This is a genomic window from Stenotrophomonas sp. GD03680 (assembly GCF_029844625.1).
Lineage (GTDB): Bacteria > Pseudomonadota > Gammaproteobacteria > Xanthomonadales > Xanthomonadaceae > Stenotrophomonas > Stenotrophomonas maltophilia_P.
In genome coordinates, this window is record NZ_JAOCKC010000017.1 from 52,142 (window position 1) to 66,407 (window position 14,266).

The 14,266-nt window shown below is 62.5% G+C and carries 11 protein-coding genes; 1 reads left to right on the top strand and 10 read right to left on the bottom strand.

Annotated elements, in window-relative coordinates; translation table 11 throughout:
- Positions 1–2 precede the first annotated feature (2 nt).
- From tagF to N5J29_RS15230, 5 genes are all read right to left on the bottom strand, one after another.
- Positions 3–986, bottom strand: coding sequence for a type VI secretion system-associated protein TagF (tagF, locus tag N5J29_RS15210; RefSeq protein ID WP_053518394.1), 984 nt, complete (start codon positions 984–986; stop codon positions 3–5).
- Positions 983–4,684 (bottom strand): type VI secretion system membrane subunit TssM, encoded by a 3,702-nt coding sequence (gene tssM, locus N5J29_RS15215; protein ID WP_164151837.1) that lies wholly within the window; start codon positions 4,682–4,684, stop codon positions 983–985. The genes tagF and tssM overlap by 4 nt, the downstream gene beginning before the upstream one ends.
- A gap of 16 nt (positions 4,685–4,700) precedes the next feature.
- On the bottom strand, positions 4,701–6,134 hold the full coding sequence (locus tag N5J29_RS15220; RefSeq protein WP_164151839.1) for a hypothetical protein: 1,434 nt from the start codon (positions 6,132–6,134) through the stop codon (positions 4,701–4,703).
- A 42-nt stretch (positions 6,135–6,176) separates the two neighbouring features.
- Positions 6,177–6,437, bottom strand: coding sequence for a PAAR domain-containing protein (locus N5J29_RS15225; RefSeq protein WP_053518398.1), 261 nt, complete (start codon positions 6,435–6,437; stop codon positions 6,177–6,179).
- Positions 6,438–6,542: 105 nt separating this feature from the next.
- A complete protein-coding gene (locus N5J29_RS15230) occupies positions 6,543–7,424 on the bottom strand; it encodes a M15 family metallopeptidase (RefSeq protein WP_239519783.1) in 882 nt (293 codons plus the stop codon).
- A 197-nt stretch (positions 7,425–7,621) separates the two neighbouring features.
- On the opposite strand from N5J29_RS15230, the gene N5J29_RS15235 reads away from it, so the two are divergent.
- The gene (locus N5J29_RS15235) at positions 7,622–8,371 is read left to right on the top strand and encodes a hypothetical protein (RefSeq protein WP_164151841.1); all 750 of its coding nucleotides are present in this window, start codon (positions 7,622–7,624) and stop codon (positions 8,369–8,371) included.
- A gap of 50 nt (positions 8,372–8,421) precedes the next feature.
- Here the strand turns inward: N5J29_RS15235 and N5J29_RS15240 are convergent, their stop codons facing one another.
- The 5 genes from N5J29_RS15240 to N5J29_RS15260 form a co-directional block, all read right to left on the bottom strand.
- The gene (locus N5J29_RS15240; protein ID WP_164151843.1) at positions 8,422–9,363 is read right to left on the bottom strand and encodes a DUF6708 domain-containing protein; all 942 of its coding nucleotides are present in this window, start codon (positions 9,361–9,363) and stop codon (positions 8,422–8,424) included.
- A 59-nt stretch (positions 9,364–9,422) separates the two neighbouring features.
- Positions 9,423–10,472 (bottom strand): DUF6708 domain-containing protein, encoded by a 1,050-nt coding sequence (locus N5J29_RS15245; RefSeq protein WP_164151845.1) that lies wholly within the window; start codon positions 10,470–10,472, stop codon positions 9,423–9,425.
- Positions 10,473–10,475: 3 nt separating this feature from the next.
- Positions 10,476–13,217, bottom strand: a complete 2,742-nt coding sequence (locus N5J29_RS15250; protein ID WP_164151847.1) for a T6SS effector BTH_I2691 family protein — start codon at positions 13,215–13,217, stop codon at positions 10,476–10,478.
- The gene (locus tag N5J29_RS15255) at positions 13,210–14,061 is read right to left on the bottom strand and encodes a DUF4123 domain-containing protein (RefSeq protein ID WP_081284442.1); all 852 of its coding nucleotides are present in this window, start codon (positions 14,059–14,061) and stop codon (positions 13,210–13,212) included. Before N5J29_RS15255 ends, N5J29_RS15250 begins: the two co-directional genes overlap by 8 nt.
- A gap of 3 nt (positions 14,062–14,064) precedes the next feature.
- On the bottom strand, positions 14,065–14,266 hold a 202-nt coding region (locus tag N5J29_RS15260), incomplete at its 5' end, for a hypothetical protein (RefSeq protein WP_279924469.1).

Sequence of the window (14,266 nt, forward strand, 5' to 3'; positions counted from 1 at the left end):
CATCAGGTTCCCAGGAAAGTCTCGCCGAACAGCTTGCGTGCGGTGGCCAGGGCCAGATCGTCACGGTCGAGGAAGCTGCCGAAGCGGTTGAGGTTGTAATCGCCGCGCAGATAGTCGTCCACCCATTCCGAATGCTGGATCCGGATCAGGAAGTCGCCGGCTTCCGCCGGGTCCAGCACCGCACGCAGCACCTGGCGGTCGGCGCCGTTGAAACCGACGATCATGCTCGGCGCAGCGTCGTTGCGGATCAGCACCGCCAGTTCGAAATCGCCGCGGGAGACGAAGCTGGACAGCAGATCCAGCCAGAATGCCGCCACCAGTGGGCGATAGGCCGGGTCACGGACCAGCGGAAACACCAGCGCCTTGTCGATGTTGACATCGCCCCCGCTGAGCACCGGCTGCAACAGCAGGCCCAGTGCCGGCAGCACCTGTCGCAGCGCCACCTCGCCGTGACCGGAATCGCGCAGGCGCGACTCGAGGTCTGCCACCGAGGTGCTCTCCAGGAAGTCCTGGAAGCTGCCGTTGTAGTCACCGGGATCGGTGCTGATGCTGAAACGTGCGTCCGCCAGCTGCGCCAGCGCCTGCGCCGCGTCGCTTTCCTGGTAGGCCTGGCGTGCCAGGCGGGCCAGTCCGGACCAGGCGTTGGACATCGCCAGCGGGCTGCGGCCGATGAACGGCAGCGGTTCCGGCGCATCCAGGCGCAGCGCGGACAGCAGCGGGAAGCGGCGTTCGGAGGAATCGCGGCTGGCCAGGAAGTGCCCGCACAGCACCATCTTGCTGCGAGAACCCAGGAACGCGTAGTGGATCTCCGGTGCCTCGTCGTAGCGCTGCTTCCAGTCCGGGCTCTGGCTCAGCAGTTCCAGGCTCTCGCCCGCCCACCGGTCCAGCCAGCCCAGCAGTTGGTGATTGTCGGCCGCGCGGACGAAATCACCGCGCGATGGCACCTTGCCGAAGTAGGAAACTCCGGCACTGACGACGCGGCTCATTGCGCACCTCCCGTGGTCTGCGCCGCAGCAGGCGCGGTGGCCGCCGGCGCGGGCGCGGCAGGGGTACCACCGGCCACCCGCTCGGGAAGCTGCAGGCCACGCTGCCAGTCACCGCCGCCCTCGCTGCCGCTGCCGGCCCGGCGGACGATGCGCATTTCCACCGTCACGGCCACACCATTGCCGTTCCAGGTGATACGGCTGGAATCATCCAGCCGCTCGTATTCGCCTTCGGCCATCAGGCGGTTGAAGCCGTTCGCGCCCGGTGCACTGAATACCTCCACGGTACGACCATCGCCGGTCACCGCCGTGATCTTCACGCCCGGCACCTGACCCGCGTTCGGGTACTGCATGGTGGTCCACTGCGGCGGGGTATTGCGATAACGAAGCACCTGGCCATCGATCTCGATGCTGTACTCCAGCGCGCCGGCAGCCGGCGACGGCAGGATCTCGAAGATCGTGGTGTCCTGCGCCGCGCCGGCGGCAGAGCCGCTCACCCAGTTGCCATAGTTGGCAACCAGCTCAGCCGACAGGTTCACACCCTGCCCTGCCCAGCGGCGGGTCTCCAGCAGCGGACCGCGCTGGATCACCAGCGTGCCGAGCGCGTCCTTGTTGAAGGCGGCAATGCTGCCACTGGCACCGAAGATGCCGGCGATGTCGCTCGGTGCGGCATCCACATCCGAGTTGAGGTTGAACGGGTACTGCTGCCCGATGCGTGCCTTGAACGGGTCATAGACCTGCGCCTTCCAGGTCTTGTTGACCTCATCTTCGGTCGGCGGGATCAGGGCGCTGAAGGTCTGGGTCAACGGGCGCAGCAGCAGCGGGCGCAGGGCTTCACGCTGCTTCTCGTCCAGCCCGGTCAGTACCTGCTCGTCGACCAGCGCCAGGCCCGCGCTCAGTTCGGAGCCTTCATTGCTGAAGGTGTCCTGCATCAGCTTGCGGGTGCCCACGCCGATTTCGCCCTGGCTCTTGATGGCATTCAGGCGCGCACGCAGTTTGCCCAGTGTCTCGAAGTAGGCCGTGATCACTGCCGGCTGATCGCCGCGCTCACTGGTGAGCCGCGCGATGCCTTCGAACGCCTTGCCGATCGGACCCACCGGCTGCGCGGCGGCCGTCGCTGCCGGGTCCTTGCGCAGGATGGTGCGCTGGAACCAGGCCACGAAGCCCTTGCGCGCCTTGCTCGAACGCGCCTGCGCCGGCGGGTTGTCCCATACCGTCTCCTCGTTGATGCGCTCCAGCAGAACACGGAGCGGCGAGTTGCCGGGATCACCCAGCTTGTTGATGCGGGCCACCGCCTCGTCGAACGTACTGAACTCGGCCACGCTCAGGCCCTGCACGAACTTGCTCCACTCGCGCGCGTAGTCGTTCTTGTACAGGGTCACCAGCTCGCGCGAGACATGCTCGGGGCTGCCGGCCAGCGACAGATCGCTCTGCTCGGTGGTACCCAGCACCCAGTCGGTGGTGCTCAGCTGGGTATTGGCTGCTTCCTTGATCGCATCCTTTACGTACTCTTCCCACGCCTTGCGCGTGAACGCACCGGAAATCGCATAGCTGCCGTTGATCAGGCGCCCGTTGCGCTCCACACCCACCAGGCTGTCGACGGTGGTGGTTCCGAAGCGGGCGCCGGCACGTGCCTTGATCTGCGCGTACACGCGCTCCATCGCCGGCTGCCCCTTCATCACCTGCCCCAGTGCCTGGCGCGTGTCGGACACCAGCGTGACCTTGTTCTGTATCTGCGGCCAGCTGGGCTGGCCCGCCTGCGCCACGTAGAAGGTCATCAGCTTCTCGGCCGCGCGCACCATCTCCTCACGGCTCATCTGGCCGCGGTTGGCCTCCAGCCAGGTGCGCCAGAACAGGGTCAGCTGCTGCGACAGGTGAGCACCTTCGACGTACTTCGGGTTACCCAGCATCAGGTAGGTCTTCAGTGCGTTGTACGCATCGTTGGTACTGGTTGGCGATGCGTTCTGATACAGCACCTCGCTCTCGGCAGCAGCGCTGCCGCCCTGGCCAAGCTTGTCGCGCTCGGCGACCACCTGGCCGAGATAGTTCTCCAGATTGGAGACGGTCGGCGCCAGCATCACCTGCTGCATGCCGTGGTTGTACTCACGCAGCAGCTTCTCGCGGATCGCGGTGCCCTGGTACAGGCCCAGATGGGTGGTGATGCCGCCCTCCTTGCCATAACGGTCCAGCTGCTCCATGCGATCCTGCAGCAGAAGCAAGGCGTCGATGCGCGACTTCAGGTCCATGCGGTCCTTCTGCACGCGCACGGCCTGATCCAGGTCCTTGGTGGCATTGGCCACCAGCTGGGCATTGGTGGTGTACGACCAGGTCCACAGGCCCAGCGCCAGTGCCAGCACACCCACCGCGCCCAGGAACACGCCATAGCGCAGCCGGTTCTGGTGCGGGCTGGAATACTGCCGGACCAGTTCCTTGTCGGCGAAGATCACCTTGCGGAACAGGTCCTTGAGGAAGAACGCGGTATGGCCGGTCGGCGCCTCATCGACATTGGACCCGCGCTCCAGGTTGAACTGGCGGCCGACGCGTTCGGACGCGTGATGCACCGAACGCCCTTCCTGCAGTGCGCTGGAGAAGTAGAAGCCACGGAACACCGGCTTGAACTGGTAGGGGTTGTCCTCGAACAACGTAGCGATGAAGGTGCGCAGCGCCGGCTTGATGCCGACGAACTCCAGCGGCAACGACAGCAGCCCAGGCGAGACTTCACGGCCACGCTGCATCGCCATGTGGGTCAGGCTCATTTCCTTGATGCCTTCGGCCAGCTCGTCGAAATGGCTGTCGAATGCCGCCAGCGCGTCGCCCTGCTGATGCACGTCGAACGGCAGCGTCGCACCCCACACATGCTCGCGCTCGCCGGGATCGAGGTTGCGGAAGAACTCGCTGAAACCGGCGATGAGGTCGGCCTTGGTGAACAGCACGTACACCGGCGCGAACACTTCCAGCCGCTCGGTGATTTCCTGCACGCGCTGGCGCAGGTTCTTGGCCAGCTCGATCGCGAACTCCGGCTTGCTGCCGGACAGCTCGGCCAGGCTGGCGGCGATGATCACGCCGTTGATCGGTGCGCGCGGGCGGTTCTTCTTCAGCAGGCCGAGGAAGGTCAGCCACTCCATGCGGTCCTCGACGCTGACCGAGTAGCGGCCAGCGGTGTCGAGCACGATACCGTTGGTGGTGAAGTACCAGTCGCAGTTGCGGGTACCACCGATGCCCTGCACCACGTTGCCGCGGTTGTCCTCGAACGGGAACTGCAGGCCGGAATTGAGGATGGCCGTACTCTTGCCCGCAGCCGGATTGCCGATGATCACGTACCACGGCAGCTCGTACAGCGCGGCGTTGCCCTTCAGCACGCCCATCCGCGAGGACTTGATCTGCTTGACCGCGTCCATCATGCGCGTGCGCAGCGCCTCGGTATCGGCACGCTGGGCGGGTTGAGCGGTGGCTACCGCCTTGTCCGCCTCATCCTTGACCATCGCCTCCACGCGCTTGGCCGCGCGACGGGCCAGGATCCGCTTCACGATCCAGACCAGCAGCGCCAGCACCAGCAGGCCGGCCAGCACGATGGCCACCCAGATGCCGATCTGCCGTGCTTCGGCCTCACCGTAGTGGGCCAGCGCAGCGGCACCGACCAGGCCGAGCACCATCCAGAGACGGTAGTCGCGCAGGTAGTAGCTGAAATTGCTCAAACTCATGCAGGGATCCAGGAAGTCAGGGGGCCGACGGCGCATCGGCCGCCTGCGTCGGGGAAGGAAGAGGGTCGACCAGGCCGAACAGTCGCTGCTGGTTGTCGGCCACGCCGAGCAACAGCACCGGCTCGGCCTGGCGGTCAAGCTGTGCGCGGGCCAGTGCCAGCTGCGCCAACGGCAGCACCGGGCCCAGTTCGCCTGCGCTGATCGCCAGCGCCAGGCTCTGCGGACTGAAGTCCAGGTCGGGAGCCAGCGACGCCGTGATGGCGGCGGCATCGACCATCAGATCGCCCCGGTGATCGGCATCATGCAGCACGAACTGGGCCTGTGCGCCCTCCAGGCCCAGCGTCTGCTGCCACTGCGCAGCGAGCGTCGCCAGCTGACGGCGCTGTTCGGCCGGCCGGGTCGCCTCGATCTGCTCGGCGCGTACCAGTTGCGGGCGCCACAGCCGCGCGTCGCCTTCATGGGCAACGCCCCGGCTCGCCAGCAGGACGCCGGCAGCACCCTCGCCCGGTATGCGGCCATCCGGACTCTGTGCGGTTGCCAGCACACCGGAGGACTGCCATGAGGAAACGATTGCGGCATCGATCGAAGAAGACGCGGACACCAGCAGGTGCCAGCGTGGCTCGCCCTGATCCAGTGCGTCGATCACCCGTTGCAGGTGCGGCCACACCTCGCGTGCGCCGTCCAGCGAGGTGACCCGGACATCGAAGCGGCGCGCATCGATGCCTGCCATCCGCGCCTGCTCCAGCAGCCATGTCTGCACCCAGGGGCGCAGCGCATCGGACCAGCTGCCCGGCACCAGCAGCTCGACGCTCAGTACGTTCTCCACGCGCTGTTCGTCGCGACGCCGCAGACCGGCCACCACCACTTCCTCGGAAGCCATGATTTCCGGCAGCGCCGCGGATGCTGCCTCCAGCAGTTCCTCCAGCACCGGCTGCAGCAGGGCAAGCGCACGCCGTTCGTGGGCTGCGGTGTCGATGCCGTCCTGACGGGCCTGCAGCACCAGGAACTCATCGAGGTCCTGCGCCGCGCTCATGCGCACCGGCAGGTTGTAGTTGTCGCGGAAGCGGCCATCGAGCGTCGGACGCGGCGGCGCAGCGGCAGCAGCCAGCCATGATTGGGCATCCAGATCCACACCCAGCCTGAGGCCACCGGCAATCAACGCCACCGACGGCGACACCATCACCTTCGTCGCGACGGCTTCGCCTTTGCCCTTGGTCGGCTCCCCATCGTTGGCCGCAGCCTTGTCCAGCGCCGCATCGACGCCACGGCGCGCGGCGCCACGCAGCATGAAGCCGGCACCGCTCAGGCCGACGGGCAGCAGGCCCAGGTAGGCCAGCATCTGCATGCCGGTCGGTACCGTGCCGCTGTTGCGCCAGTAGAGAATCGTCGCGCCCCAGGTGGCGACGAAGATCATCACCACCGAAGCTGCTTTGCCCAGCCATCCTGCCATCAGTTGCCCTGCTCCATGCGCTGCTCCTGTCGACCGCGCAGGTCAACGCAGACCGGTCATGGCCTGCGAAGCGACCAGCGTCGCTCCACACGCGGTGCGGTCGCCGTCGCGCGCCACCGGCTGACCGTCGATGAGCACTGTCGCGTCGCCACTGACAATCGTGGTGGCGCCGTGCACGGCGCACAACGCACGATCACCGACGCGCGCCACCGGCCTGCCATTGATGTCGGTCTGTCCGGTGCCCGCCACCACGGTCCCTCCGTGGCTGAGCGGGTCACCGACGACGATAAACGGTCGTGCCATCCATCATGCTCCTTGATCCATGTGTGACCCGGCGTTCCATCGCCCCCCGGTTCCCCCGACGACGCAGGCCATCGGCGTAACCATACCAGTACCGCCGTGCGGTTATCACCCTTGACGGGACAGTTCCTCGCGCTTTGCCACCCGGGCGGCGCGGCAGCGGTCCGTCATTTCCACGTGAACATAGTCCTTGATGCTCCGCCAGTTTCCGCCCCAGTCCAGGCCCGCCTGTTCAGCCAGCTCGCCGTACAGGAAGTACCCACGCCGGGTCCACGGATCTTCCATGTCCCATTGCAGCTTGCCATCGCGGATGGGTGCGCTGTCCACGCCCAGCCCATACTGGTGGCAGCTCTGCCAGGCACCGGCCCGGGTCGCCTTGCCACCGGCCATCAGTTCGGCCTGCCGCTGCGGACTGCGATAGCCTTCGATCAGCACCATTTCGTAACCGTACTGGCGTCGCATGACCTCATAGATGGCCAGCACGCGCTGCTGCAGATCGGGATCGATCTGACCCCATTTGCGATCAGCCGTGACGATTTCGGGCCGCAGACGACGCACTTCGGCAGTGGTGAACACCTCCGGCGGCGGCGGCGGTGGCGGCGTCAGCCGCTCCCCGCGTAGCAGCTGGGCGACCATCGAACTCGATTCCGCCAGATCATCGCCCCTGAAATCCTCCAGCACCACGGTCTGCCGCGTGACGAATATCACAATTGGAGGAATCAGCAGCAACGCTGCGGCGACAACCAGAATGAGCCAGTGGCGCCGCAGTGCGCCGTGCACGGCTCCGACCTCTTCACGAACCCCACTGCGCACGCGGGTGGCGCCGTGGCCGACCCGGTCACCGACCTGCCCCGCCCGACGACGGAATCCGCCCAGACGCTTCGCGATCGCCTGACGCAGCGATTCGACCGTCTCGGGGAACAACAGTACCCAGCACACACCAGCCACCAACAGTACGACGGCAATGGCAGCAACCACGATTGGCAACACCGGTCCTCCCTGACACGCGATCTGGTTGACGCCCCAACCGCTTTCACTAAGAATGCGCAAATTCGCTTCGGCAGTTGCCGACTCAAACCAAGGGCTGGATGCACTTGAATAATGGCGGAATCAATCGGCCAAGTCTGCTCTCAGGGGGAGCGCAGGCAAAGGGCCAGGCCCCGAATTCGGGCCGTATTCTGGCAGACATGGAGGGCCGGCAGGCAACCGCGTCGCCACGTGCCGCACGCGCGCCGTCCAGCGGCAAACGCCGTACGGTCCTGTGGCTGGCATTGGCCAGTGCCGTGGTCGTCATCGCCGGGCTGACCGCCTGGGGTCTGTCCGGTAGTAATGACTACAGCGACCCGTCCGAGTATTCACTGACACCCGACACCGGCCATGTGACCGGGCACCCGGACGCCCCGTCGGTGGCACCGGGTGAAGGCGCCGCGATGATCGTCGATGCGCCCGCTTCTCCGTCTGAGCCGGCGCTGCCGGCCACCACCGGGAGCCCACCCGCTCCTGCCGCTGACGCGGCAACCGTTGCTGCGGGCGCTGCCGCAACCACCGGCACCGCTGCAACGACGCGGGCACGGGGCGCCCAGCCGGGTGAACGCAGCAGTCGCGCCGCCGGTACCGCAGGCAAGGGCGATGAAAATCTGCTCGGCACCCTGCTCGGCATCATCAAGGAAGAGGACAAGGCCAAGGCAAAAGCCAAGGCCCAGCCTCAGAGCATGGATGATCTGATCGCCCAGATCGAAGCAGACCAGCGCAAACGCGCCGAAGACGAGCGCGCCGCGTTTGAGCGCGTGGCCAGCAAGAAGTCCGCCTCGACCGAATCCAACATCCAGGCGCAGCTGCGCAGCTGCCCCAGCCCCACCTCACTGAAAGGCGTGGACTGCCGGCGCAGGATCTGTGCGGCGGTGAGCGGCAAGGATCCGGCCTGCCCGGCGATGTGATCCTCAGCCCTGCCTGCTGACGCAGGCAGGGGCCTGCCGCACGGGCCCGCTCAGAGCGGACGCCGATCGGGCTCGAACTGCGCCATCACCTCGGGTTCCACGAGCCGAAGAGGATCGTTGGCATCGATTGCGCACTCGTCTTCCACCCACTGTGGCCACACGGGCGCGCGGCAGGATCGAAGGACCAGCCATCGGCACAACACCAAGGGCAGCAGCAAGGGCATCAGGATGAAGCGCGCGCCCAGCAGGCTGGGACCGAGACTGGCCACCACGAACAGGTAGCAGTTGCGCCATGACGGCGTCACGGACAGATTCATCTGGCGACCCTCGATGGTATCGACCACCTCTGCCGGCCCCTGCTCCATGTAGCGGCGAATGAACTCCCAGATGCCGCGGATCTTCTGTTCGTCGTCGAAGTAATGGCCCACCGCGAAGGTCCGTTTGATCACCCGATCCTCAAGGATGCTGCAGCGCAGGTCGCGCAGGAAGGCCTGGCTGGTCCCCTGCCCGATGTAGAACACGGCCTCATCCCATGGGACGGATACAGCGCCCTCTTCCCCACCCGTGAAGAAATAGACCGTCCGGTTGCGCCGGTTGAACCGTGTCGGATACCAGACATAGGTGAAGAACTCGTAGCGCAGCGTCGTGTGCCAGAACAGCACCGGGGAACCGACCACGCACACGCCGACCATGGCGTACATCACCCAGTCCCAGAAGTCGCCTTCCAGGTTCGGGATCACCAGCGTGAAAAGCAGGAAGAAACCGAACAGGAACAGGGCCAGCGTCCCCAGCAGGACCATGGTGGTCGAGACCATTCCGCGCAGGCGGAACCTTCGGTCGATCAGATCGATGTAGGTCGAGTTGAAATGAACCAACGACGCACGTTCGTCAGGTGCGACATCCTCGGCGATCCGAGGGTCGAAACGCGAGGCGCTCTCCTGCGCCGAGAGAAAGCGATCCGTCGGGAAACTGCGCATCCAGCCGCTGTACATCCGTGATCCTCGCTCACTCGTCTGAGCGAGAATGCCACGCCATGCATCCAACGCCCACTTCACGCATTCAACGAGGTTGCCTGCAGCTGCTGACGAATCTCATCGTTACGGGCCTTGGCTGCCGTGATCGAGTCCTTCCAGAAGCGCTCCATTTCATCGGCACGACCTTCCACGCGATTTACGCGTCCGTATACGACGGGTGCACGGAGCGGAGCTGCGCCCGAGTCGTCAGATACCTCGCGCCTGATCACCCCCACTGGCCAGACTGGCCTGCGGCACAATTTCATTGTCAGGAAACGGAATAGCGCCCAAGGCAATGTAACGGGCAGCGCTATCCACATCAGTCCCGCGCCAGCGGAAGACACATGGATGATGAATGCATTTCGCAACGTTGGCGCCACCGATGTGTACAGCTGAAGCGGAGGAAACGGAAGTGCAGAGCGGCCATCCTCCATGAAGCGCCTGATCATTTCCCAATGTGCGAGCGTGATGCCAGGATTGGACCCGCTATCCGAACCAACTGCAAAGGTATGGACGACCTGATCTCCCTTCATGACCAATCCACGCAGGTCATACGTGGCACCTTCATCCGGCCCAAGAGGCTTGTCCCTCCCAATGACGAAATTGACACTTGACCATGGCACTGAAATTACGCCCCTTCGCCCCCCTGCGAAGATGTGGACTTTCCTCTCACGCCTATCGAATCGGATGGGGTAGTACTGATATCTGAATATATCTCTACCAAGAAGCATCCGGTAGGTGAAGGCAGCGAAACCGAGCATGAGGACAGAGAGGACGCCAACCGTAATCGTCATCTCAGAACTAATGGACTTTCCCTCGGCGTGCATCGCGAGAGTTGCATACACAAATGCCAGAACGAAAACCAATACAAGACCGAGGATCACGCACCCCCACATCGCGCCCCAGCCACGATAGAGGAAATGGCGGTCGACGTACTCAATGTAGTCGTCATCAAGGTACACGATCCCCTGATCAAGTGGCGTGACGCCTGACGAATCGAATTTTCGAACATCTGCAGCGATCTCGTAATCCGTCAAGGAGCGATTGTTACGGTATCGCTGTCCAAGCCAACCTGCGAACTGGCTCATCGGTCAGGCTCCTGCGGGAAGCATTGCATTATATGCGTCCACCTGTGCGTCAACCGAGTCAAACGAGCCATGGTTATGAACACCGAATGGCGTCATATCAAGCCAACGCTCAATTTTATCATCCCGAATTAGATTAATTAGCCACTCGCCGAGCATACTGATAAGCCCCAGAACCAAAAGCACGATAAATCCCACGCCAGCGGTCATCACGCCAGCCAACATCAAAACAGCGACAACCGCTCCTGACACCGCGGTGACGGTATAAAACGCAACCATCGGAACGTCATTTCGCTTATAGGCGTCATAAGCCTTCCACCCGTCGATTACCGCGCCCAATAGACCCCCCACAGCCCCAAGCAGCTTTCCAAAGAACCCTACCATTCCCGCCCGGGTGGAGGCTTGAAGTGCGCCAAATCGAATCTCTGAGGACAGTGCGGCACGCCCCCACATCGACTTGCCCAGAGCCAACCCGGTCAACTCGACACTGGTCCCCGCAAAGCCGGCAAGCGCGGCGCCTAGATTAAGATCGCGACGCCCACCCGGCCCCTCTTTTTCGTCATCCAATTTGCCGTAGGAATCCGCAACATTCCAAGCGTCCAGCACCAGCCCCACAACCCCCAGACGCACGTCTAAACTCACACGTGGAGCGGTGTACTGCGCGGCGCGATTCCTCACCAGGACCCTCACCTGATCTTCGCTCATCAGCATGTTTGACATAGCCCCCGGTTGTCCATTCCGGACGGCTGCCATCGCTTCCTTATCCCAGAACAAGGCCCACTCGAAGACCTTCCTGCCGCGCGCATTTCGATCGCCTGTCGCGACTCTTGCGCCACTGCGCTCACTGAGCTCCTGTCGAAGATGCTGATCAACACGGGCCCTCAGCTCCCGCTTGTTGACACCAGATTGTCCCTCGCTGAGCGCCTCCACCAGAAAGTGCGCCATCTCACGCTCCGAGGCACGAATGCCGACCCTCTGAATGCGCTTACCCGAAAGAACACCGAGCAGGCCGACCAGATTGTTCCTCGTCGCCGTAGAAATAGCGATATTGATGCCTGCCTTTGCGACAGTTGATCCTGCCTTGGTTAGGGCTGTAACAAACATCCCAGACGTCTTGAAGACAAGACCTGCAACCAGGCCTAACCCCTGTTGCAGTTCCTGGGGCTTGCTACCTCCTCGATCGAGGACGTGAGCATATGCCTTGAATATGTTGGACCAAGCACCGGGGTTATCTGAATTGCTCAAGAATGTCTTGGATTGCTTCTCAATAACCTCCGCCGCGATCTTGTCATTGAGCGTCAACGCTCGAACAGTGCAGTTCTTGATGTCCTGAAAACGACCAGCGAGATCCTCCAGAAGCGCAGCCTGCACACAGTCAAATCCAACAACCCCTTCAAGCGAACTATCGACGATCTCCGTCAATCTCATTGAACTATATGACAGTTCATCAAGGTGATTACATGCCAGCCAAGTCCTGAAATCGTCGTTCCTGTACCAGCGAACGAAACTCTGGGCAATCGGGTTCAGGTGCGAAGCGATGTATCGCTCCATTTCCGGCATGAGGCTTTTGTCAAACCTATCAAGCGCTTGCTGGCTGTAATCATCACGGTAGCGATCCCATGCGGAGTCCCTGGCCCTCTTGTCTTCTTCGGCCGTCAACTCCTCACGCATTTTAGTGATTCCCGCCGCATACAGCTCCATCGCCGCGCGCCCGGTGTACGCGCTGGCACGTACGGAGCTCAGCTTCTCTGCGGCCGCCTGATCCTCAATTGCCTGCCGGATTCCGCGGATCGCCACTGAGGTTGCATGCTTCCACCCCCTGTCATCTTCCTCTTCGAACTCTCGGGTCTTCTGCCGAATAAGTGCGGAAAGCTCCTGCGCTATTCCTGCGGGATCATTCAACGCAACCATCATCGGACGCGCAGACAAAGAGCTCTTCTGAAGCCATGCCTCCATTCCTGGCACATCCTGTTTACACCTTGAAAAAGGCGCAAAGGAGAACGAAAAGCCAGGATTAGCATACACATCAACGACTTCGAGGATCGTCTCAACTGCACGATCCACAATTCGGGGCTTCCCAGGGTCCGCAGCCGGTGGCGGACTTGAGGGGAGCATAGGGATCTTCACTTCAGACTCGGATTTTACCCTCTTGCCAAACTTGAACTCGCTGACCATGGAGGGGGCGTCAGCCGCACTTCCCACGTGATCCAGCGACTTTCCTTTGAGCCACATCTGGACATCAATACAGCGCATGTGCTTCTTGCGCTCGCTGGATTTTCGATTTCGCTCCATGATCTCTTTCGTCCATGGAGCCTCCGAGAAGCCAAACCAAACTTTTCCAGCTCGCTTGGGGTCGGGGATGATAACGAAGCGGGCCACCTGCGAATCGGCCATTCGCGCGCATGTAGGTTGAAACTCTTCCTGCGGTGGAGGAGCCGCATGCGGATCGAACTCCAAGAGATAGGAGTCGCTGGTGATCTGATAGCCCTTCCATTCGCCACGGATCTCGTTGAATACATAAAGATACCCTTGGCGGGCAAGTCGCAACGTGTAGTGAGCCTCACTGGCCGGAAGGGTGACACTGGCCACATCCTTTCCAAACCCTCCTCCCAGCCTTGGCCCTTGCCACATTTCCTTGACGTCTGAACGGCAGATGGCGTATCTGATCGGAAGAATCGGCAAGCCGACCTGATCGCAGACATCACACTTCTTCGCGGGGTCACACGACTGTGTCGGCCTCTTATCCATGCTGCCAAGCTCCTTGTTCTGTCTGCTCCAATGAAGGTTCATCCACCTCTTCGTCGGAGGGGTCGCTGACGGCACTGCGGAACGCGCCAGGCTCTAAGCAGGCGATCCGAAGAGCCTCTTGATACCGCGGCGTGTTATGAACTTCAGGTGATTGAAATACTGAAGCAAATGCATACGCTTCCTTATCGTCAGGGTCTGTCAGCCCGCACTCGCCGGCCTTCTCCATCTCGTCAAAGACACGTCTCGAAAGCCCAGCACCCTCAATGCTCCCACCCTCTCGATGCAACCGATCGATCACCCTGTTAACAGAAGCCAACGAGGAAATCGCGTACAGCTGATCGGACGTTAGATGCATCCCATCCTTGTTACAACCACTGTTTTCGTATGATTGCCACCGCGCGCCCTTGTCCACGGTTGCGGTCCAGGCATTGATGGGACCAAGCAATGCATCCAGCTGCGACGACAAGAGAATCCACTTCAGCGCGTTCCAGACACGAGGATCGTAGTATCTGAATAGCATCTTCTCACCATCAAATTTTCTCACCATCATACGAGCCAAGTGATTTCGGACTCGCTGACTGTCGGCATTGCATTTCAGCAACGCCGAGAATGGGATGCGGTCATGATCGCGTGCGTAGTGCACAGTTTCATCAAGTGCCGCTAGACGCGCATCAGGCTCAATTTCTTCCAGTCTGATTAGATAGGGAAGAAGATGCTTCTGCCCAAGGAGCTCCTTGGGAACGATGGGTTCGCATGGCCAAAGCTTGGCGATACGTCGATCGATCTGGAGTGGATTGATCAACGCATACTGATGAGCTTCGAATAGCCGGTGATCGAGTTGCATCTCTCAGGCTCCCAGTGGGACCAAGCCGGCGCCCGACTGTTCCGCTGCACGCACGCGATACTCGCATGCCTTGTGTGAACCGTCTGGCACCTTCACCTCCCCCACCACACTCGCCGGCCCCAGCCATTCCCTCTGGCTCGCCTTGAATTCCACCTTGCCCGGCGCGCCCAGTTCGATGTTGTCGCCCTCGATCCGGATGTAGGCC